This window comes from Aggregicoccus sp. 17bor-14, assembly GCF_009659535.1.
Classification (GTDB): domain Bacteria; phylum Myxococcota; class Myxococcia; order Myxococcales; family Myxococcaceae; genus Aggregicoccus.
Window position 1 is genome coordinate 421,626 of the sequence record NZ_VJZZ01000002.1, and the last position, 25,540, is coordinate 447,165.

The 25,540-nt window shown below is 71.8% G+C and carries 20 protein-coding genes; 8 read left to right on the plus strand and 12 right to left on the minus strand.

Annotated features, from left to right (window positions below):
- Positions 1-187: 187 nt before the first annotated feature.
- The 7 genes from FGE12_RS05730 to FGE12_RS05760 form a co-directional block, all read right to left on the minus strand.
- On the minus strand, positions 188-1,864 hold the full coding sequence (locus FGE12_RS05730; RefSeq protein ID WP_153865248.1) for an AAA family ATPase: 1,677 nt from the start codon (positions 1,862-1,864) through the stop codon (positions 188-190).
- A 218-nt stretch (positions 1,865-2,082) separates the two neighbouring features.
- Positions 2,083-4,173, minus strand: coding sequence for a BatA domain-containing protein (locus tag FGE12_RS05735; protein ID WP_194797615.1), 2,091 nt, complete (start codon positions 4,171-4,173; stop codon positions 2,083-2,085).
- Positions 4,170-5,051 carry a DUF58 domain-containing protein gene (locus FGE12_RS05740; RefSeq protein ID WP_153865250.1) on the minus strand — a complete coding sequence of 294 codons (882 nt, stop codon included), beginning with the start codon at positions 5,049-5,051 and terminating at the stop codon, positions 4,170-4,172. Before FGE12_RS05740 ends, FGE12_RS05735 begins: the two co-directional genes overlap by 4 nt.
- Before the next feature lie 12 nt (positions 5,052-5,063).
- On the minus strand, positions 5,064-6,077 hold the full coding sequence (locus tag FGE12_RS05745) for a MoxR family ATPase (protein ID WP_153865251.1): 1,014 nt from the start codon (positions 6,075-6,077) through the stop codon (positions 5,064-5,066).
- 167 nt (positions 6,078-6,244) lie between these two features.
- A complete protein-coding gene (locus FGE12_RS05750) occupies positions 6,245-7,723 on the minus strand; it encodes a hypothetical protein (RefSeq protein WP_153865252.1) in 1,479 nt (492 codons plus the stop codon).
- Positions 7,720-8,079: a hypothetical protein gene (locus FGE12_RS05755; RefSeq protein ID WP_153865254.1), complete on the minus strand. Its 360-nt coding sequence runs from the start codon at positions 8,077-8,079 to the stop codon at positions 7,720-7,722. The genes FGE12_RS05750 and FGE12_RS05755 overlap by 4 nt, the downstream gene beginning before the upstream one ends.
- Positions 8,076-10,535 carry an Hsp70 family protein gene (locus FGE12_RS05760; RefSeq protein WP_153865255.1) on the minus strand — a complete coding sequence of 820 codons (2,460 nt, stop codon included), beginning with the start codon at positions 10,533-10,535 and terminating at the stop codon, positions 8,076-8,078. Before FGE12_RS05760 ends, FGE12_RS05755 begins: the two co-directional genes overlap by 4 nt.
- A 122-nt stretch (positions 10,536-10,657) precedes the next feature.
- On the opposite strand from FGE12_RS05760, the gene FGE12_RS05765 reads away from it, so the two are divergent.
- Together FGE12_RS05765 and FGE12_RS30865 are read left to right on the plus strand one after the other, a co-directional pair.
- On the plus strand, positions 10,658-11,299 hold the full coding sequence (locus tag FGE12_RS05765) for a hypothetical protein (protein WP_153865257.1): 642 nt from the start codon (positions 10,658-10,660) through the stop codon (positions 11,297-11,299).
- Between the two features lie 3 nt (positions 11,300-11,302).
- Positions 11,303-11,851 carry a CPBP family intramembrane glutamic endopeptidase gene (locus FGE12_RS30865; protein WP_153865258.1) on the plus strand — a complete coding sequence of 183 codons (549 nt, stop codon included), beginning with the start codon at positions 11,303-11,305 and terminating at the stop codon, positions 11,849-11,851.
- A gap of 3 nt (positions 11,852-11,854) precedes the next feature.
- On the opposite strand, the gene FGE12_RS05775 is transcribed toward FGE12_RS30865, so the two are convergent.
- Positions 11,855-13,219 (minus strand): DHA2 family efflux MFS transporter permease subunit, encoded by a 1,365-nt coding sequence (locus tag FGE12_RS05775; RefSeq protein ID WP_153865517.1) that lies wholly within the window; start codon positions 13,217-13,219, stop codon positions 11,855-11,857.
- A gap of 353 nt (positions 13,220-13,572) precedes the next feature.
- On the opposite strand from FGE12_RS05775, the gene FGE12_RS05780 reads away from it, so the two are divergent.
- From FGE12_RS05780 to FGE12_RS05790, 3 genes are all read left to right on the plus strand, one after another.
- Entirely contained in the window at positions 13,573-14,379 is an 807-nt protein-coding gene (locus tag FGE12_RS05780; RefSeq protein WP_153865260.1) for a hypothetical protein, read from the plus strand.
- An 18-nt stretch (positions 14,380-14,397) separates the two neighbouring features.
- Positions 14,398-15,732 (plus strand): amidohydrolase family protein, encoded by a 1,335-nt coding sequence (locus FGE12_RS05785; protein ID WP_153865262.1) that lies wholly within the window; start codon positions 14,398-14,400, stop codon positions 15,730-15,732.
- Positions 15,733-15,862: 130 nt separating this feature from the next.
- A complete protein-coding gene (locus tag FGE12_RS05790) occupies positions 15,863-16,732 on the plus strand; it encodes an SDR family oxidoreductase (protein WP_228530586.1) in 870 nt (289 codons plus the stop codon).
- 877 nt (positions 16,733-17,609) lie between these two features.
- Here the strand turns inward: FGE12_RS05790 and FGE12_RS05795 are convergent.
- Positions 17,610-19,073: a PLP-dependent aminotransferase family protein gene (locus tag FGE12_RS05795; protein ID WP_194797617.1), complete on the minus strand. Its 1,464-nt coding sequence runs from the start codon at positions 19,071-19,073 to the stop codon at positions 17,610-17,612.
- Positions 19,074-19,089: 16 nt separating this feature from the next.
- Positions 19,090-19,533, minus strand: a complete 444-nt coding sequence (locus FGE12_RS05800) for a rhodanese-like domain-containing protein (protein ID WP_153865266.1) — start codon at positions 19,531-19,533, stop codon at positions 19,090-19,092.
- 207 nt (positions 19,534-19,740) lie between these two features.
- Between FGE12_RS05800 and FGE12_RS05805 the strand changes: the two genes are divergently transcribed.
- Positions 19,741-20,343: a short chain dehydrogenase gene (locus tag FGE12_RS05805; RefSeq protein WP_153865267.1), complete on the plus strand. Its 603-nt coding sequence runs from the start codon at positions 19,741-19,743 to the stop codon at positions 20,341-20,343.
- A 12-nt stretch (positions 20,344-20,355) separates the two neighbouring features.
- On the opposite strand, the gene FGE12_RS05810 is transcribed toward FGE12_RS05805, so the two are convergent.
- Both FGE12_RS05810 and FGE12_RS05815 read right to left on the minus strand, forming a co-directional pair.
- On the minus strand, positions 20,356-21,270 hold the full coding sequence (locus FGE12_RS05810) for a cation diffusion facilitator family transporter (protein ID WP_153865269.1): 915 nt from the start codon (positions 21,268-21,270) through the stop codon (positions 20,356-20,358).
- Between the two features lie 149 nt (positions 21,271-21,419).
- Positions 21,420-22,178 carry a phytanoyl-CoA dioxygenase family protein gene (locus FGE12_RS05815; protein WP_370458892.1) on the minus strand — a complete coding sequence of 253 codons (759 nt, stop codon included), beginning with the start codon at positions 22,176-22,178 and terminating at the stop codon, positions 21,420-21,422.
- A 640-nt stretch (positions 22,179-22,818) separates the two neighbouring features.
- Between FGE12_RS05815 and FGE12_RS05820 the strand changes: the two genes are divergently transcribed.
- Together FGE12_RS05820 and FGE12_RS05825 are read left to right on the plus strand one after the other, a co-directional pair.
- A complete protein-coding gene (locus FGE12_RS05820; RefSeq protein WP_153865271.1) occupies positions 22,819-24,741 on the plus strand; it encodes a clostripain-related cysteine peptidase in 1,923 nt (640 codons plus the stop codon).
- Positions 24,738-25,535, plus strand: a complete 798-nt coding sequence (locus FGE12_RS05825; protein ID WP_153865272.1) for a hypothetical protein — start codon at positions 24,738-24,740, stop codon at positions 25,533-25,535. Before FGE12_RS05820 ends, FGE12_RS05825 begins: the two co-directional genes overlap by 4 nt.
- Positions 25,536-25,540 lie beyond the last annotated feature (5 nt).

Here is a 25,540-nt window from a genome sequence, read left to right on the forward strand (position 1 = left end):
TCCCTGAAGCGGGAAAACGTTGCTCCGGCATGTTCCTAGTCACGAACTGACGTAGACCTTTTGCGATGGCAGATCGCGTCTAGCGTCTAGTCGCGAGGTTGCACGAGGGAGAGGCAATTCTCGGGCTGACAATCTCGCAGTTCGAAAATTTCGCGACAGGCCGGCCGGCGAGTAGCGAATGTAGCCATTACGCACCAGAGTTGGCGACGCCACATGCGCTCAACAGCGCTTCTAAGAATGCCTTCGCATACTTCAGGTCGTCTTCAAGAAGTCCTTTACGGACCAAATCGAACGCGCGATTCTTGAAATTCGGCGCATCTTTCTTTGGCAGAAACCTCTTCCCTTTGAGAACGCCCAAGACGCCAAGCGCTTGATCAACTTCATCGATGATGCGGTCTGGGTAGAAGCGTTCCACTCCACGGAACGTATCATCGAGATGCGGATTCGCGCTGCTCTCGTCCCAGACAACCACATGTGCGCAGTCGAGCCCGTGGAAAAGTTTCTCAATATCCTTCTTCCTCGACAGTGAATCCCAGTCGAGAACGACGACGATCGGTGCCGTCTTCAGTCGGGTTCGAATCGCAGGCATGTGGGTTTTGAGATATTTGATCATGTCGTCGATGCCTCCCGTCGCTCCACCGCCTTGGAGCTCCTCGAGGGTTGCGACACGAAAGACGCTGTCGGGGGCCGAAATCCGAAGTGCGGCTTCGATAAAGGCTTTGTCGTGCTTGCCTTCGACAAAGATCACGGGGTCGAGCGGGAACGACAGAATAGGATGCACCCATCTGGAGATCCCCGTGCGAGCAGCTTCGTGCAAAGCCTCCAGTTTGGACGTCGGGGCCGATAGTGAACTAGCTCCGTCTTCATGCGAGACCAAAATGGGTTGGTCTGAGTACTGGAGGACTAGGTCCGAGTGCGTAGTCGAAAAGATTTGAAGGCGCCCATTCTCCTCGCTGGATACATCCGCAAGGTATCGCGCGACCTGTGCTTCCAGAGCCGTATGTAGGGATGACTCGGGCTCTTCCAGGGCCCACACGGTGGCTTGTTTCCAGCCAAACTTACGGTTGTAGTCTCGGTCGATCAGCGCCAGCGTCTCAAGCATCAACAGGCTTTGGATTCCGGAGCCTTGAAACTTGTCGTCGGTTTCATGTTCGCCGCTGCCAAGTCGATAGCCAAAAGCAAAGACCATGTCCTGCAGAGAACGAGGCGTGGCAAGCTTGACCTCCCCAATCCCAGGACATGCCTCGCGCACATGCTTGCTCAAGTCCTGAGTGAGCGAAACGGATATCTGCTCTAAAGCCTGAAAGGCCTTTTCTTGATCAATCGTTTTGCCCGCCATACGTCGGACTATGACGTCCCGCAGTGCGTGGTGTTCTGAACGAATAATTTCAAGCGGCAGGACTCTGTTGGGGATGTATCGAAAGGAAATCAGCGACAGGAAACGATTTATGTATTCTCGTTCGTCCAGGTCGTTGATTTCTTTCCCGTTGAGTTCCAAGCTTGGTGTTAGTGAGTCGAGGGTCCACTCCTTCGCGATCGAAAAGGTACTTCCCCCAAGAAAAGACTCGACGTTCTTGATGGTCTTTTGGAACTTGAAATTGCTAGGGAGTGAGAAGTTTAGCGCGACTCTAATTCTCTTCTTCTTGCCCTTGGGGGCATTCGGGCCTCGGTGATAGTCAGACTCAATGTTGATATTGAGGTTTTGATCCGACTGGCCGGTGAAGAAGAGGTTTAGGGCGCGAAGTACATTCGACTTTCCAGAGTTGTTGAGGCCCGCAATGGCATTCAAGCTCCCTAGGTGCTCAAGCTTTCCCTTGTTGATTGAGCGGAAGCCGCTGATGTCGATGCCGGTAATAAGCTTCACAGGTTTCCTCTCGACCCCAAATGGAGCCCTTCACAAGTCGAAGGTGAAAGTATTGCGATGCACCTAGTTCTTGCTCGGGACACTGGGGATGCCCCTAACTGCGCCTACTGCCAAGGCTGTTCGCGAAATCATGACCCAGACAAGGGTGTGGCGTCACGCATTGCCGGGTTTGCAGTGAGGCCATCTCGTGCGCAGGGATGAGCACTGCGCCTTAGCCTTTACTTCCGCAGCAGCGTGCCCTCCAGGAAGAAGGCCACGGCGGCGGCCACGATGAGCCAGGTCCACACCGGGACCTCGGGCTTCTGGGCGTCGCCGTTCGCGGCCTTCACCGTCTCCTCGCCGAAGTAGGCGGTGAGCGATTCTTGCGGGATGCGGGTGAGGTCGCTCTCCGCCGGGTCCAGCGCCACCGCGAAGGCGAGGGCGGGCACGGGCTTTCCGGCCGCCTCCAGCACCTGGTGCACGCCGGGCTCCGCGAGCGGTCCCGCGCTGAAGCTGCCGTCTCCCTGCGCCTGCAGCGCGAGCTCGCGCCCATCCGGTGCGCGCACCGCCGTGAGGCGCTCGCTGCCCTCCGGCCGCACGCTCACGTTCTCGCCCACCCGAACGCGCTGCTCCTGCCGCTCCTCGAGCGCTCCGGCGAGGTACGCCGACATGCGCTGCATCAGCGGCAGGAAGCTCGTGCGGATCGCGAAGTCGCTCCAGTCTCGGTCCACCGTCGAGGTGAACAGCGCGACGCGCCCCTTGCCCCGCCGCGCCACCGCGAGCGCAGGGGCGCCGTCCTCGTAGGTGGCGAGCACCTCGCTGGCGCCCGGGCCTTGCGCCTCCAGGAGCACGTAGCGGTAGAAGCGCGCGGAGAGGAGCCCCTCGCCCGCGGCCCCTGCGAAGGGGCTGAACAGCGGGTGCTCCACGGCCACGCGCGCGAGCTTCGCCGCCTTCCGGTCCGCGTCCGTGTCGTCGCGCTCGGCCGCCGTGCGCACCAGGCGCAAGGGGCGGGGCAGGAGCGCCTTGAGCCTCGCGTTGTAGGCCTCCGTCTCCACGCGGTCTCCCATGCTGAGGAAGAGCCCGCCGCCCGCTTCCACGAAGGCGCCCAGGCGCTGCGCTACATCCGCGTCCGGCGCGGGCACGTTGAGCAGCAGCACCACGTCGTACTGGCCGAAGTCCTCGCGCAGGCCCGCCTCCGCGTCGCGCACGCTCGCCTGCACCGGTGAGCCCGGGGCACTCAGGGCCGCCTCCACGAAGAAGGCTTCATCCCGATAGCGCGTGGCATTCGGCGCGCCGTTCACCACCAGCGCCTTCAGGGCCCGCGGCACCGGCAGCACGAAGCCGCGCTTGTCGTCCTCGGCGAGCGCGTCCGGCGCGAGCGTCACCTCGCCCGCGATGACGCCCCCTTGTGCGAAGCGCACCGTGAGCGCCTTCTGCGCCGTGCCCCCGGCCGCCACGTCCACGAAGCCCTTGGCGAGCACCGTCTCGCCCGTGCGCACCGTGGCCGCCAGGTCCTTCACCGCCTCCGTCGAGTAGTTCTTCACGGTGAAGGTGAACTGGTAGGCGCGCGGGCCCGCCTGCAGCGCGGGCTCGACCTTGAGATCCACGAGCGCGTGGTTGGACAGCGCCTTGCCGCCGGCCGCATCGCGCAGCACCACCTCGGGGCGCACGCTACGCCCGTCCGGCGCCTTCACGGTGGGGGCGGGGCTCTCCAGGCGCAGAGAGCCTTGCGTGAAGTCACTCACCACCACCAGGCGCTTGCCGGCGACCGGGCTATCCTCGAGCGCGCGCGCCGCGAGCTCCAGGCAGCGGCTCAGGTCCGCGGGGGCATAAGTCGGCTTCGCCTCGTCCAGCTCCCCGCGCATGCGCCCGCGGTCGAAGCCGAGCGCGTGCGGGGCCTGGGGGGCGTCCGTGCACACCAGCACCGTGGCGGGCTCCTCGGCGCGCAGGTCCGCGAACGCGTCGCGCGCCTCGTCCTGCGCGCGCTCGAAGAGGCTGCGGCCTCCGTCGCGGTAGCGCATGGAGAGGCTCGCATCCAGCACCACCACGGTGGCCGCGGGACCGCGCGCGCTCTGCGCCGCCACCGCCTCCGAGGCGCACTGCGGCCTCGCGAGCGCGAGCGGGATGAGCAGCAGGATGAGGGTGCGCAGCGTGTAGAGGATGAGGCGCTTGAGCTTGAGCCGGCTCGCGGTGCGCTTCTGGCTGCGCAGCACGAAGGAGAGGGGCCCGAAGGGGTGGGGCCTCGGCCGGCGCCGGTCGAAGAGGTGCACCAGCAGGGGGATGAGCGCGGCGGCCATCCCCAGCAGCATCCACGGCTGGGCGAAGCTCACTTGCGCCCCCCGCGCCGGGCAAGAAAGCGCAGCAACACCTCGTCCAGGCGCTCGTCGGTGCGTACGCGCTCGTAGTCCACATTCGCCTCGGCGCAGGCGGTCTTCACGCCCTCGAGGAAGGCGCCGAACTCCTCCAGGTAGCTCTGCCGAATCTCCCGCGCGTTCACCTCCACGCGGCGGTCTCCCTCCATGTCCAGGAAGAGCATCGGGTCATCGAACGGAAACGTGAGCTCGGCGGGGTCCACCAGGTGGAACACCGCCACGTCGTTCTTGCGCTGGCGCAGAGACAGGATGCGCTTGAGCGCGTCTTGCCGGTCATCCAAGAGGTCGCTGAACACCACCACGAGGCTGCGGCGCGGGAGCACCTCGGCCAGGTGGTCCGCGGCGCCGAAGAGGTCCGTGGTCCCCTCGGGCTTCACGCGCTCGAGCGACTCCAAGAGCATATTCAGGTGCCCCGCAGACGCGCGCGGAGGCACGTCCTGCAGCTTGCCCGCCGTCATCACCGCGAGCCCCGCCGCGTCCTGCTGTCTCACGAGCAGGTAGCTCAGCGCGCCCGCGAGCGTGGTGGCCACCTCCAGCTTGGACAGCTCGCCGGACTTGTAACCCATGGACGCGCTCGCATCGACGACGAGCAGGCCGCGCAGGTTCGTCTCGTGCTCGAAGCGCTTGACGTAGTACTTGTCGAACTTGCCGTAGGCCTTCCAGTCCATGTGGCGCAGCTCGTCGCCGGGCGCGTACTCCTTGTGCTCGGCGAACTCCACGCTCTGGCCCTGGTGCGGGCTCTTGTGCAGGCCGCTCAGCACGCCGTCCACCACGGCGCGCGCGCGCAGCTTCACTCCCTGCAGCCGGCTCAGCGTCTGGGCGTCGAGCAGCGCCATCCCTACGCCCGGCTAGCCCTTCACCTGCGCGAGCAGCTGGTCCACCAGCTTCACGCTGGTGATGCCCTCGCTCTCGGCGGTGAAGTTGGGCAGCACGCGGTGGCGCAGCACGGGGCGCGCAAGGGCGCGCACGTCCTCCACCGTGGCCACGAAGCGCCCGGAGAGAATCGCGCGCGCCTTGGCCGCCACCACCAGGTACTGGCTCGCGCGCGGCCCTGCGCCCCACGACACGTTCTTCTGCACGAACTCCGGCACGCCCGGCTCCTTGGGGCGCGTGTTGCGCACCAGGTCCACCGCGAAGCGCACCACGTGGTCCGGCACCGGCACGCGGCGCACCAGCTCCTGCAGCGCCAGGATCTTCTCCGGCGAGAGGATGCGCTGCAGCGGGCGCTGCGCCGCGCCGGTGGTGCTCTTGACGATCTCCACCTCTTCTTCCGCCGTGGGGTAGCCCACGTCGACCAGGAACATGAAGCGGTCCAGCTGCGCCTCGGGCAGGGGGTAGGTGCCCTCCTGCTCGATGGGGTTCTGGGTGGCGAACACCAGGAAGGGCAGGGCGAGCGGGTAGGTGCGCCCGCCGGCGGTGACCCGGTACTCCTGCATCGCCTGCAGCAGCGCGGCCTGGGTCTTGGGCGGGGTGCGGTTCACCTCGTCCGCGAGGATGATGTTCGCGAACAGCGGTCCCTCCATGAAGCGGAAGGCGCGGCGCCCCGTGGCCTTGTCCTCCTCCAGGATGTCCGTGCCCGTGATGTCGCTGGGCATCAGGTCCGGGGTGAACTGGATGCGGTTGAAGGAGAGGTGCAGCACGTCCGCGAGCGTGCTGATGAGCAGCGTCTTGGCGAGGCCCGGCACGCCCACGAAGAGGCAGTGGCCGCGGCTGAAGAGCGCGATGAGCAGGTGCTCCACCACCTCGCGCTGGCCCACCACGCGCTTCTCGATCTGCTCGAGGATCTGCCGCTTGGCCTCGGCGAGCTCCGCGACCGCCTGCAGGTCCGCGCTCGTGGGCTCAGAAGGGGAGAGGCTTTCCATGAGAGAGGTTCTTATCCGCCAGGGGCAGTGGGAACCAACGCTTTCGGGCCGCTGCCCCTCCGGACCGTAGAGGGCGAACGGTTGGGTGCCTGCCGTATTCCGGGTGGGCACCCTCCCTCCCTGCCTCCTGGGCGTACGGCCAGGTGCGCCTGGGGCCTGCCCCCGTGCTACCAGCCGACGCGGACGTTGCGCTCCTGCGTGGTGATGGACGGGCCGTGCCCCACCGTGCGCGCCTCCTCCAGGAGGAAGCGGAAGATGGCGTTGCCGAAGGGGCGCTGCGACTCGACGTTGAAGAGCTGCACGCCGTAGTTACAGAGCCGATCGTGCGTCTCGTAGAAGGCGGCGCGCCGGTCCGTGGAGTGCGTCTCGGCGAGCTGCTGGTAGAGGGCGCGCACCCGGCGGAAGTCGCGCCACTCCTCGTGCGGCTCGAGCAGCTCGCCCTCTTTCGCGCGGTGCTCCATGGCGGTGAGCGAGCGGCGCAGCTCCTCGTAGAGGCGCTCGCGCTGCTGCCAGGCCGCCGCGTGCAGCAGCGAGCCCTGCGGGGCGCGGATGTCCAGCACCGTGCCCTGCGCCTCGGCGAGCGCCGCGAGGTCCGCGCCCGCCGCCTCGCGCAGCCGCAGCATCACCCCCTCCGCGCCCGGCACGCCCAGCTCCGCGGCGCGCTGGAAGAAGCGCGTGCGGGCTCCCTCGTCCGCGAGCGCCGCGTCCCAGCGCGCGCCCACCGTCCCCAGTGCGTCTGCGCCGCCCGCCGCGCGCCACAGCCCGACGTGCAGGGCAAAGGCGACGGTCTCGGGAGCGCCCGTGGGGGCCGCGGGCGTGGGCTCCGGCCAGGGCAGGGGGCGCGCGAGCTGCCGCACGAACCCGAAGGTGCGCCACCACCCCCCCGCGAGGACCCAGCGCGCCCAGAGCGAGGCAGGCGAGGGTGCACGGCGCTTCCCCAGCGCGCGCGACGCGAGCGCGGAGAGCAGCCACAGGTTCGGACAGCGCCGCGGGCCCTGCGCGCACAGCTGCAGCACGCGCTCCCAGTCTCCGGCCTCGGCCGCCTGCGCTGCGAGCCAGGTGCTCGCCGTGCGCAGCACGAGGGGAGGGCACACCCGCTTGTCGAAGGTGTCCAGGCCCTCGAGGAGCACGCGCGCCCGGGCCTCGTCGCCCTGCGCGACGGCGAGGAGGCCGCGCGCGAGCAGCAGCGTGGGGCGCAGCTCCTGCACCTCGCCCAGCTTTCGCTCCAGCCAGGCCACTTGCTTGGGAGTGGGCGGGCTGCGCCGGTAGAGCAGCGCCCACGCGGCCGCGAGCGCCTTGCGGCCCGTGCCGTCGCGCAGGAAGCGCAGGTCCGGAGGCGCCGCGAGCCAGTACGCGAGCCGCGGCATTCCGAGGGGCACCACGAGGTGGCGCACCCCCGTCCAGGGCGCGAACATCAGCGCGGCGACGAGCCACCACACGGCCTCGGCCCCCGCGGCCAGGTCCCCCGCCGAGTGGGCCACGAGGTTGAGGACGAGCACGAGGCCCGCGAGCACGTACCAGACGACGCCGAGCAGGGTTAGGTCCTGCCCCACCCCGTAGGTGCGCGCCACCCGCCCGGCCTGAGGGCCCTGGCGGCTCTGCGCGGCGCGGACGGCGAGCCAGATGAGGGGACCGATGGGAATCAAGGTGCCCTCCGGCGGCCGAAGCCGAGCGCCGCCGGGGCGCCGCGCCACGGCGTGGCGGTGCGGGGTGCAGGGTCCGCGGGCGCCAGTGCGGCGGCCTGACGCGCCACCCACTCGTGCAGCAGGCGGCGGGCCGGGTCGCGCAGGTCCGCGAGCGCGCGCCGCACGCGCTCGGGGGTGCGCGGCTCCGGCCCCAGCGGGGTGGCGAACTGCGCCGCGTCCTGCAGCTTCAGCTCGAGCGCCGCGAGCAGGCGCGCGCCCTCGCGCTCCACCTCCATGCGGCTGCAGCCCGGGGCGAGCCCCAGGACCAGGAAGGCGTTCTCACGCACCAGCTCGGCCAGCAGGGGGGCGCCGCTCATCGCAGCCCCGAGCGGTGGGCGAGCTGCTGCGACTGCGCATCCACCGGCAGCAGGCTGCGCAACTCGCCGACGACGTCGCGCAGGCGGCCCGCATCCTTGCGCGCGAGCGCCTCGCGCCCCGCGCTCACCAGCGCCTGGGCGCGCGGCAGGTCGGTGGCGTCGTCCGCGCGGCTCGCGGCGTCCTCGAACATCCACTCCCACGCCTTCGGGTGGCGGAAGAAGGCCGCGTTGCCCAGCCGCACCACCGCGCGGCGCTGGCGCTGCAGCTCGGCCACCTGGCGCGCGGTGCGTGCGCGCTCGAAGGCCGTCACGGTGTCGCGCAGCAGCTGCTGCTCCTCGGGGGTGCCGAAGCTGGACACCCAGTCGATGCACCAGGCGACGTCCGCGCGGGCCTCGGCCTCCAGCTCGGGCCACATCCGCTCGGCCTCGAGCGCATCCAGCGCCGCCTCCAGCTCCAGCAGCGTGCGGCGCGCCTTCTGCCCTGCGTCCGCGTCGCCTCCGCTGGCCGCCGCCGCATCGCGCTCGGCGTCCAGCAGCTGCTCGTCCGCGCTCGCGAGCAGGGCGAGCGTGGGCGCCGCCGCGCTGCGGAAGGCCGCCTGCCGCGCGCGGGCGAGGCGCGTGCGCAGCCCGCGGGCGAGCTCCGCTAGGGCCTCGGGGTCCGCATCCGGGACGAGCAGCCGCGCCACCTCCTCGAACACCTGCCCCGTCGCGGGCAGCAGCGCGCGCGCCGAGAGGCGCCCGCCGCGGTCCAGCTCGAGGGTGAGCTCCACGGGGCTGCCTGCGGACAGCGTCGCGCCCAGCTTGTCGCCGCGCACCTCGAGCACGCCGACCTCGCGGCACAGGTGCGCGAGCTCGTACTCGCCCTGGATGATGGGGATGCGCACCAGCGCGCCCGCGGCGCCCTTGGCCACCGCCTGCACGGTGTGGTGGCGGAAGGTGCGGCGGCTGGGCAGGGGCGTGCCGCGCTCGAAGTACACGCGCACCCGGTCGTCCGCGAGCGCCACGCCGAGCGTGCGCGAGAGGGGCGGGTCGCTCAGCGTGAGCCCGTGCACGATGCTGAAGCGCGAGGGGCGCAGCGCCACCGGCTCGCCGCGCGCGCCCGTACCCGTCACGAGGAAGGTGCTGCGCTGGCGCACCCGCAGCTCCACGGGTGCCGCGAACGCACCCTCGGCGCTCAGGGGCAGCGGCGGGCTCGTCCAGCCCCCGTCCTCGCGCGCGAGCTGCACCGTCGCGGGCGCAGCGCCGCCCGTGGCCTCCGCGAGGCGGCCGAGCACGTAGGGGGTGGGGTCCGCGGTCATCGCCGGGTACTGCAGCCACAGCGCGCGCCCCGTCTCGGCCTCCTTCGGCGCGGGCCGCGCGTCCAGGCCCGCGGTGCCGGCGTAGAGCGCGGCCCCCTGGCCCACGAGGGTCATCGGGTCCAGCTGCTCCTGGAAGGGGACGCCCAGCAGCTCCGCGAGCCGCTCGCGCACGAAGGGCGCCTGCGTGGGGCCGCCCACGAGCACGAGGCGCGACACCTGCGAGGGCTCGAGGCCGTGCGCCTTGAGCAGCCGCAGGCAGACTGCGACCGAGCGGTCCACGAGCGGCGTGCACGCCTCGCGCACCGCCTCGCGGGTGAGCACCGTGTCCAGGTCCACCGCGCCGCTCCCGGTGCGGAAGAGGCCGGGCAGCAGCAGCGGCACCTCGGGGGCGCGGCTCAGCTCGATCTTCGCCTCCTCCACCGCGAGCTTCAGCTGGCGCAGGGCCGCCGCGTGCGCAGGGTCCGCGCGGCTGATGCGCACGCCCTGCTGCGCCTCGAGCTCCGCGAGCAGGCGGTCCACGAGGCTCCAGTCGAAGTCACGCCCGCCCAGGAAGTTGTCACCATCGTGGCCCACCACGCGCAAGAGCCCCTCGCGCGTCTCGAGCAGCGAGGCGTCGAAGGTGCCACCGCCCAGGTCGTAGACGAGCCAGGCGCCCACGTCCTCGCCCGCGCGCCACCCGGCGGCGATGGCCGAGGCCACCGGCTCCTGGATGAGCTCCACGCGCTCGAAGCCCGCGAGCCGCGCGGCCTCCGAGGTGGCGGCGCTCTGGGGCAGCTCGAAGAGCGCGGGCACCGAGATGACCGCGCGCTCGGGCGCCACGCCGAGCTGCTGCTGCACGTCCGCGCGCAGCGAGCGCAGGACCTCGGCCGCGAGCTCCTCGGGGCGGCGCGTGAGCTTCGCCGCGGGGAACTCCAGCGCCTGGGACGTGCCCATCAGCCGCTTGAACTCGGAGCGGGTGTTGGCGGGGTCGGTCTCCAGCAGCCGGCGCGCCTTGTGCCCCACCGTGGTGCGGCCCGCGGCGTCGATGCGCACCACGGAGGGCGTGAGGGCGGTGCCCAGCGCGTTGCGCACCAGGGTCACCTCCTCGCCGTCGAAGACGGCCGCGGTGGAGTTGGTCGTACCGAGGTCGATGCCAAGGAACAGCGGACGGGAGCTCATGGTCGGGGCGGGCGCGCAGGATACGCAGAAATCCGGGCTTCCGGGCAGCCCCGGAGGGCGGCCGCCGGAGGCCCGGGTGGGCGCATGTCTGCACCGCGCGCAGTGCGCTAGGGTCGCTCCCCATGCTCCTGCCCCTGCTGCTCACGACGCTCGCCGCCGCGACCCCGCCTGCGGAGCTGCCCGCGCCCTTGCCGCGCTCGGGCCACTTCGGCACCGGCATCAGCCTGGAGCCCCTGTCCATCGGCGCCTTCCAGGCCAAGGGGCTGGGGGGGAGCACCTCGGGCCTGAGCCTGCAGGCGGCGCTGCAGCTGGACCTGGGCGCGCACTGGGCCTTCCGCCTTCCGCTGGACCTGAGCGCGGGTGGAAGCGACCCGATGCAGTTCACGGAGCTGGGCATCACCCCCGGGCTGCTCTACCGCTGGCGCAGCGACGCGGATCAGCACTGGGTGCCCTTCCTCGGGGCGGGCCTGCGGCTGGGCGGGGTGGGAGCGGGTCGCGGGCTGCTCGGCCAGCCGCTGGTCACCGCGCAGGGGCTGCGCCAGGCGCAGGGCTTCCATCACGACGGCGACTTCGGTGGCGGCGGGGACGACGACCCGAACCTCGAGACGAAGGGGCACGTCGCGCCGGAGCTGTGGATGGGCCTCGCGTGGCAGCCCACGCGCTGGTTCGCCGTCACGCTGAGCGGCTCGTACCTGTACACGCGCATGCTCGGCACCAACGTGCACCTGCTGCACGAGCGCGTGGGCCTGCGCTTCTCCCTCTAGGCCGTGACGCCCGGGCTCCGCTCCACGCTCGTGCAGGTCGCCGCGCCCCTGGTGACGATTCTCGTCGTCGCGGGGGTCTCGCGCGCGAAGCGCCTCTCGCCGCGCGAGGACCTGCGGCTCGTGCCGCCTCCTGCGCTCGCAGGAGTCCTGTGGCTCGCGGGCTGGGGGCTGTGGGTGGCGCTGGGACAGTACGCCGCGCCCTGGCTCGGCGAGGAGCCCGTGCAGCGCTGGAGCTACACGGGGGCAGCGCTGTGGCTGCGCGCGGTGGGCATCCTGCTGTTCGCGCCGGCGGCAGAGGAGTTGCTCTTTCGCGGCCTGCTCTTCGGGCAGCTCGAGCGCACGCGGCTGGGCACTGCCGGTGCACTCGTGGTGAGCGCGGCCCTCTTCGCCGTGCTGCACCTGCAGTACGCGCCGCTCTCCATGGCGCTCATCTTCCTGGACGGGCTGGTGCTGGGCGCGGCGCGCGCGCAGGCGCGCTCGGTGCTCCTGTGCTTCCTCATGCACGCGCTGGGCAACGCGGTGGCGCTCGCGGAGCGCTGGCCCGCGGGCTGACGCTCACGCCGCCCGCTGTTCGCGCTGCGGCTGAGGCACCGCCCTGCCGCCGATGCCCGCGCCCGCGTCCGGCCGCAGCCGCCGGTACACCGGCCCCGCGAGCATGGACACCACGCCGATGGCCACGAAGGGCAGCACGAAGCGACCCGGGGTGAGCGCTGCCTCGTGCCCGCCGCGCGCCACGTGCAGCATGAGGCCGCCGAAGCTGATGCCCAGGCTCACGCCCACCTGCTGCGTCACCACCGCGAGCGTGGAGGCGCTGCTGATGCTCGTGCGCGGCACGTCCGCGTAGGCGACCGTGTTGAGCGCGGTGAACTGCAGCGAGCGCACGAAGCCGCTCACCAGCAGCGCCGCCGCGATGAGCCCCATGGGTGTGCCCACCCCGAACAGCGCGGGCAGCGCGGTGAGGAGCGCGGCGACGATGTTGGAGACGAGCAGCACCTGGCGGAAGCCGAAGCGGCGGATGACCCCGGGCGCCACCGGCTTGCACGCCATCGCGCCCAGGCCGTTGCCCAGGGTGATGAAGCCGGTGAGCAGCGGGCTCCAGCCCAGGGCCACCTGGAAGAGCAGGGGCAGGAGGAAGGGGGTCGCGCCCAGGCCGATGCGTACCAGCGTGCCGCCCACGAGGCTCGCGCGGAAGGTGTCGTACTTGAGCAGCCGCAGGTCCAGCACCGGGCGCCCCGCGCGCTTCGCGTGCCACACGTACGCCGCGCTCGCGCCGACGCCCGCTGCCGCGAGCGAGACCTGCAGCGCCACCGGCACCATGCCCGCGCCCACCGTCTCCGCCGCGCCCACGATCGCCGTGATGGCGACCGCCGAGAGCAGGAAGCCCGTGCGGTCGAAGGGCCCCGGGTGCGCCGGCTGCGTGCGCGGCACGAAGCGCTGCACCGCGAGCATGCCCAGGAGGCCCACCGGCACGTTGATGAAGAAGATCCACGGCCAGTCCGCGACGCCCAGGATGAAGCCCGCGAGCGGCGGGCCCACCAGCGGCCCCACGAGGGCGGGCATGGTGAACCAGCTCATCGCCGAGACGAGCCGCTCGCGCGGAGCGTTGTTCACCACGATGAGCCGACCCACCGGCGTCATCAGCGCGCCACCCAGGCCCTGCAGCGTCCGGCAGGCCACCAGCTGGGCGAGCGAGTGCGAGAAGCCGCAGAGCACCGAGCCCACGAGGAAGATGCCCATCGCCACCTGGAAGACGCGGCGCGGGCCGTAGCGCTCGGCCACCCAGCCGCTCGCGGGGGTGAGGACCGCCAGCGCGAGGAGGTACGAGGTGAGGGCCAGCTTCAGGTGCAGCGGGTCCGTGCCGAATGCTGCGGACAGGGCCGGCAGCGCGGTGGACAGGGCCGTGGAGTCGATGAACTCCATGAACAGCGCGCTGGCCACCGCGAGGGATGCGAGTCGCGCGCCGCGGGCTGAGGGGGAGGGGTCGCTCACCCGTACGGATATGCCGTCCCGCAGCGCCGCTGGCCACCCGTGTGTGCAGGGCTGCGATGGCCTCGGGTGATGGGAGCGCGTAGCCGGGGCCCACCCCCCTGCTCGCCTGGCCGAACGTCAGGCAGGCGTCAGCCGGGTCCGCCTCAGGCTCCCGGCCATGGACCCGCGGGACAGGGGGGGCCTTCCGGGAGTGAACCGTTGACTGCGGAAAGGGTGTTCGAGAGCCGGGGGGGCTGCACATTGTCCCCTGGCGCCCCGGTGCGCCCCGCCCTGCGAGCTCCTCCATGCGCCGACCACCGCTGCTCCTCGCACTGCTGCCCCTGCTCGCCCCGCCCGCGCTCGCGCAGAGCGCGCAGCCCACCCCGCCGCCGGTGCACGTGGCGCCCCCGCCCGCGGCCGCCCAGGTGAACCTGGCCGACCTGCTGCACCGGCTCGCGTACAACACGCCGGACTCCGAGGAGCTGCTCGAGGAGCGCCTCTCCTCCTTCACCATGACCTCCTTCACCGAGGAGCTGGATGGCAAGGGGCGGGTGAAGCACAACAAGCTGCGCGTCACCCGCGTGCACCACGAGGGCGAGCGACGCGTGGCGCAGCTGGTGCACGCCGAGGACGACGGCCAGGACACCACCGAGAAGACGCGCGCCGAGCTGGAGAAGCGCGGGCAGGCGGAGGACCAGAAGAAGAACGAGAAGGGGCTCTCCTTCCCGGTGCCCTTCATCGCGCGAAGCCAGCCGCTGCACCACTTCACCCTGGTCGGGCCCGACAAGAACGACCCCACCAAGGTGGTCGTCCACTTCGAGCCCGCGGACCGCAAGGGCACGGACGTGATGGTGGGGGACGCGGTGGTGGACCCGCAGACCGCGATGCTGCAGTGGCTGCGGCTGCGCCCCACGAAGTACCAGAGCAGCCTCGTGGACCGCATCGACGTGGAGATGCGCTTCCGCGTGGAGCCCGGCGTGGGCGCCGTGGTGCAGCGCATCGTGGGCGAGGGCGACGGCGGCCTGCTCTTCGTGCGCAGACACCGCCGCTCCACCGTCACCTTCACCGACGTGGTGTTCAAGCCCGCGCGCGCTTCCGAGGGCACGCCCTGAGCCGCTAGAGTCGCGGCCATGCGCAAGGCCCTCCTGCTGGCTCTGGTCGCCGTCTCGCTTCCCACCCTTGCTGCCGAGCCCGCGCCGCCGCCGACCGCGTACGTGCTGCGCGCGCAGCGCCTCTACGACCCGCGCGCCGGGCGCATGGTGAGCCCCGGTCAGGTGGTGGTGGTGGGCGGCAAGGTACAGGCGGTGGGCGCGGGCGCGGCCGTGCCCGCGGGGGCGCAGGTGGTGGACCTGGGCGATGCGACGCTGCTGCCCGGCTTCATGGATGCGCACACCCACGTGACGGGACAGCCGGGAGACGACTGGCGCCAGGACGTCATCGACGGCCTGCAGCGCACCGTGCCCGAGCAGACGCTGGACGCGCTGCCCTACCTGCGCGCCACGCTGCGCGCGGGCTTCACCACCGTGCGCAACCTGGGCGCCTCGGACTTCATCGACGTGGGCCTGCGCAACGGCAGCGCGCGCGGGCTCATCGAGTCGCCGCGCATCCTCACCGCGGTGAACGCCATCGGCTCCACCGGCGGCCACTGCGACGGCGGCAACAGCTGGCGCAAGGGGGCCATCGCGCCCGACGCGGCGGACGCCGTGGCGGATGGGCCGGATGCCCTGCGCCACAAGGTGCGCGAGAACATCAAGTACGGCGCGGACGTCATCAAGGTGTGCGCGACGGGCGGCGTGCTCAGCCTGAACGGCGACGTGCAGAACCCGCAGCTCACCCAGGCGGAGCTGGACGCCGTGGTGGACGAGGCCCACTCGCGCGGCCGCAAGGTGGCGGCCCATGCGCACGGGACCGAGGGCGCGAAGCGCGCGGTGAAGGCGGGCGTGGACAGCATCGAGCACGGCTCCTTCCTCGACGACGAGACGCTCAACTTGATGAAGCAGAAGGGGACCTGGTTCGTGCCCACGCTGATGGCCTTCCAGGGCGTGAAGGAGCGGATGGAGAAGGGGCTCTTGCCGCCCGAGGTGGTGCCCAAGGTGCAGGCGGTGGCGGGCAAGGTGCGCGAGGTGATGCACAAGGCGCTCGCGCGCGGCGTGCGCATCGCGCTGGGCACGGACGCGGGCGTCTTCGCGCACGGGCGCAACGCAGGCGAGTTCCGGCTCCTGGTCGAGGCGGGGATGACCCCGGCGCAGGCGCTGCGCGCAGGGACCCTGAGCACCGCGGAGTTGCTCGGCGTGCAGGAGCGGCTGGGGACGTTGGAGCCCGGCAAGCTCGCGGACGTGGTCGCCGTTCCCGGAGACCCCCTGCAGGACATCCGCCGCACCGAGCAGGTGTTCTTCGTGATGAAGGAGGGCGTCGTTTACCGCAACGACCGCGCGCCCTCGCAGTCCCCGGCTGCCGCGCGCTAGCCGAGGGAAGCGGGCGAAGCCGCGTCGGTGTCCCCTCTTCCCCCTGGGAGAGGGTGAGGGATGTCCGCGCCGCGCAGCCCGCCTCCCCCGGGCACACAGCGCTGTCCCTCCCCGCAGCGGGACTGCTTAGATGAGACGGAACCTCGAAGAGGAGCCCACGATGGCGCTGCCGAAGAACCCGCGCGTGGTCATCACCGGAGCAGGAGGCGGCCTGGGGCGCGCCTTCGCCCATCAGCTCTCGCAGCGCGGTGCGCGCCTGCTGCTCAGTGACCTTCGGCTCGAGGACGCGCAGTCCGCCGCGGCCGCGCTGCCCTCCGGCTCCGAGGCACACGCGGCCGCGTGCGACGTGACGCGCGCCGAGTCCGTGCAGGCACTCGCCGAGGAGGCGTGGACGCGGCTCGGCGGAGCGGACCTGTTCATCAACAACGCGGGCGTGGCGGCGGTGGGGCGGGTGGGGGAGATGTCGCTCGCCGACTGGAAGTGGGTGCTGGACGTGAACCTGTGGGGCGTGGTGCACGGGCTGCATGCCTTCGTGCCGCGGCTGCGCGCGCAGGGCAGTGGGCACGTCCTGAACATCGCCTCGGCGGCCGCCTTCGGCTCGGCGCCGTACATGGGCGCGTACAACGCAAGCAAGGCGGCGGTGGTGTCCCTGAGCGAGACGCTCGCCGCGGAGCTGCTGGGCACGGGCATCGGCGTCACTGCGCTGTGCCCCACCTTCTTCAAGACGAACATCGGCAAGGCGGCTCGCGGGTCCGAGGAGTTCCAGGTCTTCTTCGACAAGGTGCTCGAGTCGGGCTCCATGAACGCGGATCAGGTGGCGCAGGCCGCGCTGCGCGGCGTGGAGCGCGGGGCGCTGTACGTGATGCCGCAGGCGGACTCGCGCTGGGGCTGGCGCGCGAAGCGGCTGCTGCCTGGCAGCTTCCCCGGCATCATCCGTAAGGCGTTTGCCGTGCGCGCGAAGCAGCTCGGCGTGCCCGGGCTCTTCGACAAGGGGCGCTGAACCACTTCAGTTCGGTCGCGGTACCACCGAGGCGGTGAAGTGAGCGCCACACCTGCAGCGCGTGCACCTCGGGGGACACGCGAGAGTGGCGCGAGGAGCACGGCCTCGAGAAGGAGAGGCCGGGAGGGAACGGGGCTTCTCCGAGGGAGAGCAGCCGTCCACGACGCGTGGACGGCTGTCTCGAAAGGAGACGCCCCTCCCGGGCGCGGAAGGGCGCGTGATGCAAAAACGTAAAATCCTATTTTACGTTTTTGCGCGTCGCGGCCGTCCGCTCCCGAGGGGGCACACACGCAGAGTGAAGTGCTCCGCTCCGTGCCTCCCCTGAGCGCCGCGGACCGGCAGCGCCCCACCGCGGAGGCCCGCAGCGCTCCGTCGCCCTTCCGGTCCTGACGCCCCTCCCTGCGTCGCGGCGCGCATGCTGGAGACCACGCCCGCGAGCGGACTCCAGGGGCATCGCGACGTATCCAGGTCTGCCCGCGCAGGACGACCTGCCCGACGTCCGGCAGGTCGCGCAATGACCAGAGGGGAGCCTGCTATCGTCGACGCATGCCGGCCGTTCCCTTTGAGGTCGAGTACGTCCTCACGCTGGACGGACGCCCCGCGTCGATCCTCGCTCGAGCGCTGTCGACGCAGGACTTCGCGCTGACCGAAGCGTCTCTGCTGGGCGGCTGCCCCGTCGCTCCTGCCGTGTCACAGCCGCGCGCTCGAGCCGCTGATGGCTCCCCACGACTGGACCTGTACGTCTTTTCGTTGCGGAGAAGTGAAGACGCTGACCGCTTCCAGGTCGGTCAGCGCGTGGTACTCGAGTGCGAGAGCGCAGCTGGGCCCGGCGGAAGAGCAACTGATTCGTAATCAGTAGGTCGCCGCGGCGGACACCTCACAGCAGCGAGCCCAGGACGCGTGCGGCCCGGCGCAGCTCCGCGGGCGGGGAGCCGGAGAAGCCCAGCAGCATCCCCGGCGTGCGCTCCTTGCCGAGGAAGTGCGCGGAGAGGGCGCGCGGGTCCAGGCCCTTGGCGATGGCGCGCTCCGTCAGCGCCTCGTCGTCGCGCCGTCCCGTGAGCCGCGCACACACGTGCATCCCCGCGGCATCGCCGAGCACCTCCAGCGCTCCGCCGCACTCGCGCTCCAGTCCATCCAGCAGGGCTTCACGCCGCTCGGCGTAGAGCCCGCGCATGGTGCGCAGGTGCGCGGCGAAGTGGCCCGCCTCCATGAACTCGGCCATCGCCGCCTGCGCGAGCACGGGCGTGTGCCCGTCGGCGAGCGCCCGCGCTGCGGTGAAGGCGTCCACCAGGCTCTCGGGCAGCACGAGGTACGCGAGCCGCAGCCCCGGGAACATCACCTTCGTGAAGCTGCCCACGTACAGCACGCGCCCCGCCGTATCGAGCCCCTGGATGGCCGCGAGCGGGCGCTCCGCGTAGCGGAACTCGCTGTCGTAGTCGTCCTCCACCACCCACGCGCGCGCCTCGGCGGCCCACGCGAGCAGCGCGAGCCGGCGCTGCAGGCTCATCGTCACGCCGAGCGGGTACTGGTGACTCGGGGTCACGTACGCGAGCCGCGCCGCCGGTGCACGCTTGCGCCCGGCCGCCACGTCCAGCCCCTGCGCATCCACCGGCACGCCGCGCACCCTCGCGCCCGCGCCCTGCAGCGCACCGCGCGCACCCATGTAACCCGGCTCCTCGAGCCACACCTCATCGCTCTCGTCGAGCAGCAGGCGCGCCGTGAGATCCAGCGCAGCTTGCGTGCTGGGCAGCACCAGCACCCGCCGCGCCTCGCAGCGCACGCCGCGCGCCGTGGCGAGGTAGTGGGCCACGGCCTCGCGCAGCGCCGCGAGCCCCGCGGCCTCGCCGTACGCGAGCGCATCGCCCTTCATCCGCCGCGCTTGGCGCGTGAGCGTGCGGCTCCACAGCTCGGTGGGAAAGGCATCCAGCGCGGGCATGCACGGGGTGAGCGGCCGGGCCGCGCGCGGCTCGGGCGCGAGCGCCTGGGCGAGCATGCGCTGGCCGCGCTGCGAGAGCCCCGCGGTGACTCCCGCCGGCACCGCGCGCAGGGGCGGCAGCGCGGGCGGCCGCGCGTGCTCGGGCAGGGCCACGTAGCTGCCCGAGCCCACGCGCCGCTCGAGGAAGCCTTCTGCGTCCAGCCTCCCGAAGGCCTCCTCCACCGTGTTGCGGCTCACCCCGAGGTCGCGCGCCAGCGTGCGGCTGGAGGGCACGCGGCTGCGCGGCGGCAGGTGCCCCTCGAGGATGGCGGCGCGGATTCGCGCGTACACCTGCTGGTGCAGCGTGCCCCCGGCGTCCCCCGCCGCGAGCACCGGAATCACCGCTCCCGTGGCCTGCTTGCCCATGGCGCTCCCCCTTCCGCTACCCCAGCTGCGAGTCGTCCAGCAGCGGCGCGCCCGCGGCGTGCGTGCCCTCGGTGGCATGCCCCTCGCGCACCCAGTACTCGAGGCCCCCGAGCATCTCCTTCACCCGGAAGCCCAGCGCACCGAAGCGCGCGGCCGCCTTCGTGCCCGCGTTGCACGCCGGGCTCCAGCAGTACACCACCACCAGCTCGTCGCGGTTGAGGTGCGCCGTCGTCTCGGCGCTCAAGCTGCGGTGGGGAAGGCTCTGCGCCCCCGGGATGTGGCGCGCGGCGAAGGCCTCGGGCGAGCGCGCGTCCACCAGCACCCAGCCGCGCGGCGCGTGCCGCAGCGCGTGCGCGACGTCCGAGACGTCCGTCTCCACGGAGAGCTTCGCGGCGAAGTGGCGGTGTGCCTCGTCCGGCAGGGCGGCGGGGTGCTCGAGGACGCGGGGAAGGGGCTGCATGCGGAGGACCTCCAGGTGGCGGGGGTGACGGGCGCCACGCTGCTCCCGAAGTGGCCCCGAGCCTAGCGCCATTGCACGCCGGGTGAGAGGACCACTTCTGTCCACCACGCCCGCAGCCCGCCTGCCTGCCCTGCCACGGGGAGCGCGCCCGCGGTTTGCGCGGGGGGCGGGGGCTCCTCACCCTCAGCCGGACGAGGAGGCACACACATGCGGATTCTGGTCATCGGCGCCACGGGCACCATCGGGGCGGCCGTGGTGCGGGCGCTGCAGGGGCGGCACGAGGTACTCGAGGCGGCGCGCAGCAAGGCGAAGTACAGCGCGGACATCACGAAGAAGGACACGCTGGAGAAGCTCTTCGCCGAGGTGGGCCCGGTGGACGGCATCATCTCGGCCACGGGCTCGGCCGCCTTCAAGCCGCTCGACCAGCTGAAGGACGAGGACTTCCAGATGAGCCTCGGCAACAAGCTGATGGGGCAGGTGAACGTGGTGCGCCTGGGGCTCGCCCGGGTGCGGGACGGCGGCTTCATCACCCTCACCAGCGGCGTGCTCGCGCAGGAGCCGATGCAGGGTGCCTCGGCCATCAGCCTGGTGAACGCGGCGCTGGAGGGCTTCGTGCGCGGCGCGGCGCTCGAGGCTCCGCGCGGCGTGCGGGTGAACGTGGTCAGCCCGCCCTGGGTGAACGAGACCCTGCAGGCGCTGGGCATGAAGGGCGTGACGGGCATGCCCGCGGACGCCGTGGCGCGCGCCTACGTGGAGAGCGCGGAGGGCAAGCGCAAGGGCGAGGTGCTCGACGCGCGCAAGTTCGGCTGAGCCCGCGTGTCCCTACGCCGTCCCCGATGGCGTGTGGACCTCGATGAAGATGCGGGTGAAGCGCGGGTCCACCTCCTGGATACCGCGCTCCATCCGGCCCACCGCCTCGGCGAGCTCGCCGACGGAGCGCTCGGGCTGGAACTGCACCTCGAGGTTGAGCAGCACCTCCTCGGGGCCGAAGTGCATGCTCAGCGGGGGCGCCACGCCGACGACGCCGGGCTCCGAGCGCACCACCTGGTCGATGCGCTCGAGCACCAGGGGGTCCGCGCGCACGCCCACCAGCAGGCTGCGCGTCACCCCCGCGAGCACCACCGCCACCCCGGCGAGCAGCAGCCCGATGACGACCGAGGCCGCGCCGTCGATGTACGGGTTGTTCAGCGCGTGGCTGAGGCTCACGCCCACCGCCGCGACGACGATGCCCGCGAGCGCGGCGCTGTCCTCGCAGAAGACGGCCGTGAGCTGCGGGTCTCGGCACTTGCGCAGGGTGAGCCAGAAGGAGCGCCCGTTCTGGCGCGCGCGCAGGTTGCGCAGCGCGACGCGCCACGAGAGGGCCTCGGCGACGAAGGACACCGCGAGCACCGCGTAGCTCCAGCCCGCGGGCTGCAGGGGCTCGGGGTGCAGCAGGTGGTGGATGCCCTCGTAGAGGCTCATGCCGCCGCCGACGGAGAACACGGCGATGGCCACGATGAAGGTCCAGAAGTAGAGCTCGAGGCCGTGGCCGAAGGGATGGTCCACGTCCGGAGGGCGCTTCGCGCGCGCGGCGCCGAGCAGCAGCAGCAGCTCGTTGCCGGTGTCCACGGTGGAGTGGATGGCCTCGGAGAGCATCGCCGAGCTGCCGGAGAGGAAGGCCGCGAGGTACTTCGCCGCGGCAATGGCGAGGTTGGCGCCGAGCGCGACGATGACGGTCTTCCGGGACTCTGCGGCCATGCCCCTCTCAAGCTGCACCCGGCCCCGCCGGTCCGCACCGCCGAAGCAACGGAGCAGCCGAGTCCTCCCTCTCCCTCTGGGAGAGGGCTGGGGTGAGGGTGCCGGGCGAAGCAGCGTCACCGGCGCCTCTCCCCCGGGAGCGAGTCAGCTCAGTCCCGCTCGGCCGACCGCGTCCCCGGCTTCGGCAAATTGTCCAACCGCCGGTACGTGGCGACGACCGAGTACTTCGTCTCCGCGGTGTGGTTGCGGCTCGCCGCGTGGAAGAGCCGCGCGTGGAAGAGCAGCACGTCCCCCGGCTCGAGCCGCACGTCGGTGCTGCGCGCAATGAGCGCTGCATTCTCCGGCACTTCGGGCCGCAGGAACTGCGCCGCGTCGTAGTGCTCGGGCGGCAGCGTGAGCGTGTGCGTGCCGGGCAGCACCTTGAGCCCGCCGTTCTCGGGGTACTCGCGGCCGAGCGCGAGCCACGAAGTGACGAGCTCGTGCGAGGTGAAGGCCCAGTAGCGCACGTCGCGGTGCCAGCCGGTGTCGGAGCTGAAGCGCGGCTGCTTCGTCATCACGCAGTTGTGGTGGGCGCGCGCCTGCTTCACCGCGCCGCCGAGCAGCTGGCTCACGGCGCCCAGCACGCGCGCGTCCTGCAGCCACGCGGCGAAGAGAGGCCCGCGCGCGTGGGCCTGCAGGAGGCGGCGCACGGTGCGGCCTCCTTCCGCGTCGCGGCTCGCGGGCGCGCCGGGGTAGGCGACGTCCGCCTCGTACTCCGCGGGCTCGGGCGAATGGCGCACGTGCGCCTGGGCCTCCTCGCGCAGCTGCGCGCAGGTGGCGGCGTCCACCATGCGCGGCAGCACGAGGTAGCCCTCCTCGGCGAAGCGGCGGCACTGCTCGGGGCTCAGGGGGAAGGAGAGGGCGCTCACGGGGGCACGACTAACGCGCCGCGCGCCGCACTGCCAGCGCTCGTCAGCGCCCGAAGGGCCAGCGGCGCTTCAGGACGTAGTCCGAGACGCCGGGCCCGGGTGCACCCCTGGGCAGCTTGCAGTGCATGCACCCCCTCGCGAAGTGATCCCCACTCAGCCCGCGGAGAAAGAAGCTCCGGCTGCAGCGCGGGCAGGGGAACGTGGAATGTCGGAAGGCCGCGATGCCCGCCCCGATGACCCAGACCATCGCGAGCCCGAAGAACAGGCCCCCGTTCCACCGCTGCAGGCGCGATGCACTGAGCGGCCCGTTCAACACAGCCATCACGACGAAGATGCACAGCGGCCCTCCCGCCCAGCAGAGGAGCAGCTGAAGCTCGCGGCGCCGCAGCGTCCGCCATGCTTGCGCGTACCGTGCCTGCTCTGCGGGGTCCGTCGGCATTGCCTGTGCGTCCATCCCTCACCCCGACCCTCTCCCAGGGGGCGAGGGGACGGCTGCGCCCGAGTGATTCCTTATCGTAGCCCTGCCCGCCGCTGAACAGCGGCCCCTCCCCCGGCGCGCAGCTGCCCCCGAAGCCAATGCCCGCCCCCTCCGCGCCGCACTACCCGATGAGGAGGGGCGCGGCGGACAAGGGGGCGGGCGATGGGGCGAGGGGTACGCGCGGCGGTGGGGCTCGCGCTGGTGTGTGGGTGGCTCGGCTGCAGCAGCTCGAGCGACTCGGGCGGCGGCTCGCCCCAGCCTGCGCCCGGCGGCGGCAGCACGCGGCAGCACCCGGCCAGCGGGCAGAGCTGGACGGTGCTCGTCTACATGGTCGCGGACAACAACCTCGAGGCGGACGCACTGCGCGACCTCACCGAGATGATGAGCGTGGGCTCCGGCCCGGGCTTCAACCTCGTCGTGCAGGTGGACCGCGCGAAGGGCTTCAGCAACGACGCCATCGGCGGCCTTCCCAACTGGACCACCACCAAGCGGCTGCGCGTGCAGACCGGGGCGCTGGAGGAGCTCGCGGACCTGGGCGAGACGGACATGGCGAGCGCCGCCTCGCTCTCGGACTTCATCTCCTACGGCGTGAAGACCTTCCCGGCGGACCGCGTGGCGCTGCTGATGTGGGACCACGGCGGGGCGTGGACCGCGTTCGGCGTGGACGAGGACGCGCCGGGAGCAGCCGGCGGCACGGACCGCATGGACCTCAACCGGGTGCGCGACGCCATCGCCGCGGGCCGCACCGCGAGCGGGCTGCAGCAGTTCGCGATGCTCGGCTTCGACGCCTGCCTCATGGCCACCTACGAGGTGGCGCGCTCGCTCAGCCCCCACGGCGAGTACCTGCTCGCCTCCGAGGAGCTCGAGCCCGGGCACGGCTGGAACTGGGCCGGGCTCGGCGTCGCGCGGCAGACGCCCTCGACCACGCCCGTCGCGCTCGGCCAGCAGCTCATCGACACCTACCTGCAGCAGGCCCAGGAGGCGAAGACGGATGCGACCATCACGCTCTCGCTCACGGACCTCTACGCGCTGGACCCGCTCATCGAGGCGGTGAAGGGGCTCGCGAACGTGTACCCCGCGCAGGACGCGTTCCTCGCCAGCGAGCTCGGCCGGGGGCGCACCGCGGCGCTGGAGTTCGGCGCCTCGCCCAATCCCGCGCAGTCCTTCCAGATGTTCGACCTGGGCAGCCTCGCCTCGAACATGGCCAACCAGGCCTCCCAGGCCGCGAGCCCGAGCAACGCCATCCAGTCCGCGCTGCGCCAGGCCGTGGTGGCGAAGACGGCCGGCGCGCAGACCTCGGCCGCGACCGGACTCTCCATCTACTTCCCGGGCTCGAAGCAGCTCTACGACCCCGCCTACGACTCCCTCGCCGAGGCCGCCGACTGGCGCGCCTTCCTGCAGCGCTACCTGCAGGGCACGGGTGCCCAGCCCGTCTTCACCAGCGATCAGGCCAACGCCCAGCTGAGCGGCAGCGACGCCACCTTCACCGGGCAGCTCGCCTCGGGCACTGGCGCGCTCGTCACCGAGGCCACGCTCTTCACCGGCTTCGCCCAGGACGACGGCTCCCTGGTGGTGGTGGGCGACCGTCCCGCCGAGGTCTCCGTCGACCAGGTGCAGGGAGGCTGGGACCTCTCCGTGCTGCAGCTGCAGCAGGGGAGGAAGAGCGGCGTCGGCTACCTGAGCCTCTCGCAGGGAGAGGGGAACACCGTTCTCGCCACCATCCCCTTCGCCTACTTCCGCAACGCCAGCGCCCAGGCCCAGCAGGCCCTGCGCGTGCTGGTCATCGACGCGAGCGGCAACGTGACCCAGGACACCTACTACCTCGAGGTGGATGGCGCGCTCGGCGGGCTCTCGCCCGCAGCGGGCTCGGTGCTGATGCCGCTCGTCGCCATCTATGACCCGACCACCGACCAGACCCGCTTCGACGTGCTCGCCACCCGGGGCGCCGCGGACTTCGATGCCACCCAGCCCATCGACCTGCGACTGGTGTCGCTCGCGAGCGGCACGACCGCCTTCGGCGTCCTGCAGGTGCAGGACTACCTCGGCCAGACGAGCAACGCCTCCGGCGTGGTGAGTGCCCCATGAGAAGAGACCTGCTGCTCGTCACGGTGCTGCTCGCGGCCTGCGCCCGCGGGCGTCAGGAGTCCCCCGCTGCGGCGCAGACGCCGCCGCCCGCCGCGGCACAGAGCGCCTCGGATGCGCCGGGGACTTCGGCGAGGGAAGGGGAGGGCGTTGCGCCCGCGGAGGCGCAGTCGACGGAGGCCTCGGGAGGCTCGGGCGCGGCGCGCGATGGCGCGGCGACAGGCGCGCCGGCGGAGGGCGACGACAGACAGGTGGGCGCCGAGGCCTCGCGCGCGATGGCCGATGGCGGTCAGGCGGGCGCTGCGGCCGCCTCTCGCAGCTCGCGTGCGATGGCCGATGGTGGGGCGGGCTCCGTGCACGGGCCCTCGTTGCCCACGGGGCTGGGCGCCGTGCTCGTGCCTCCCTCGACGCCCGGGCAGTCGCGCGTGCGCATCGAGGGGTGCCTCGCCGCTCCGGAAGGCTCCGCGGATGCGGGGACGCAGTTCCCCGTGCCGCCCACGACGCGCTCCACTGCCAGTGCGGAGCCGCCCGTGAGCCTGCGCACCTTGAGCACCGGCGTGCTCGTGGAGCACCGGCTCGATCACGGCTGCTGCCTGAAAGGGCAGGTGACCTCGAAGCTCTCGGGCCACGTCCTCACGCTGACGGAGGCGCTCTCCGGGGCCTCGTGCCGCTGCATGTGCCGCTCCACCGTGCGCGCCGCAGTGGGGCTGAAGCCCGGCGCGTACACCCTGCGCGTCGTCACGGATGACCACGGCGAGCGGCGCACGGCGTACGAGGGGAAGGTGACGGTGAAGTAGACGTT

Excerpts from the sequence above, each read along its gene's own strand:
- FGE12_RS05780 (WP_153865260.1), top strand. The coding sequence starts at position 13,573 with ATGCGCCGACCACCGCTGCTCCTCGCACTGCTGCCCCTGCTCGCCCCG.
- FGE12_RS05785 (WP_153865262.1), top strand. The coding sequence starts at position 14,398 with ATGCGCAAGGCCCTCCTGCTGGCTCTGGTCGCCGTCTCGCTTCCCACC.
- FGE12_RS05765 (WP_153865257.1), top strand. The coding sequence starts at position 10,658 with ATGCTCCTGCCCCTGCTGCTCACGACGCTCGCCGCCGCGACCCCGCCT.
- FGE12_RS05800 (WP_153865266.1), bottom strand. The coding sequence starts at position 19,533 with ATGCAGCCCCTTCCCCGCGTCCTCGAGCACCCCGCCGCCCTGCCGGAC.
- FGE12_RS05740 (WP_153865250.1), bottom strand. The coding sequence starts at position 5,051 with ATGGCGCTGCTCGACGCCCAGACGCTGAGCCGGCTGCAGGGAGTGAAG.
- FGE12_RS05805 (WP_153865267.1), top strand. The coding sequence starts at position 19,741 with ATGCGGATTCTGGTCATCGGCGCCACGGGCACCATCGGGGCGGCCGTG.
- FGE12_RS05755 (WP_153865254.1), bottom strand. The coding sequence starts at position 8,079 with ATGAGCGGCGCCCCCCTGCTGGCCGAGCTGGTGCGTGAGAACGCCTTC.
- FGE12_RS05810 (WP_153865269.1), bottom strand. The coding sequence starts at position 21,270 with ATGGCCGCAGAGTCCCGGAAGACCGTCATCGTCGCGCTCGGCGCCAAC.
- FGE12_RS05790 (WP_228530586.1), top strand. The coding sequence starts at position 15,863 with ATGAGACGGAACCTCGAAGAGGAGCCCACGATGGCGCTGCCGAAGAAC.
- FGE12_RS05775 (WP_153865517.1), bottom strand. The coding sequence starts at position 13,219 with ATGGAGTTCATCGACTCCACGGCCCTGTCCACCGCGCTGCCGGCCCTG.
- FGE12_RS05795 (WP_194797617.1), bottom strand. The coding sequence starts at position 19,073 with ATGGGCAAGCAGGCCACGGGAGCGGTGATTCCGGTGCTCGCGGCGGGG.
- FGE12_RS05820 (WP_153865271.1), top strand. The coding sequence starts at position 22,819 with ATGGGGCGAGGGGTACGCGCGGCGGTGGGGCTCGCGCTGGTGTGTGGG.
- FGE12_RS05760 (WP_153865255.1), bottom strand. The coding sequence starts at position 10,535 with ATGAGCTCCCGTCCGCTGTTCCTTGGCATCGACCTCGGTACGACCAAC.
- FGE12_RS05745 (WP_153865251.1), bottom strand. The coding sequence starts at position 6,077 with ATGGAAAGCCTCTCCCCTTCTGAGCCCACGAGCGCGGACCTGCAGGCG.
- FGE12_RS05825 (WP_153865272.1), top strand. The coding sequence starts at position 24,738 with ATGAGAAGAGACCTGCTGCTCGTCACGGTGCTGCTCGCGGCCTGCGCC.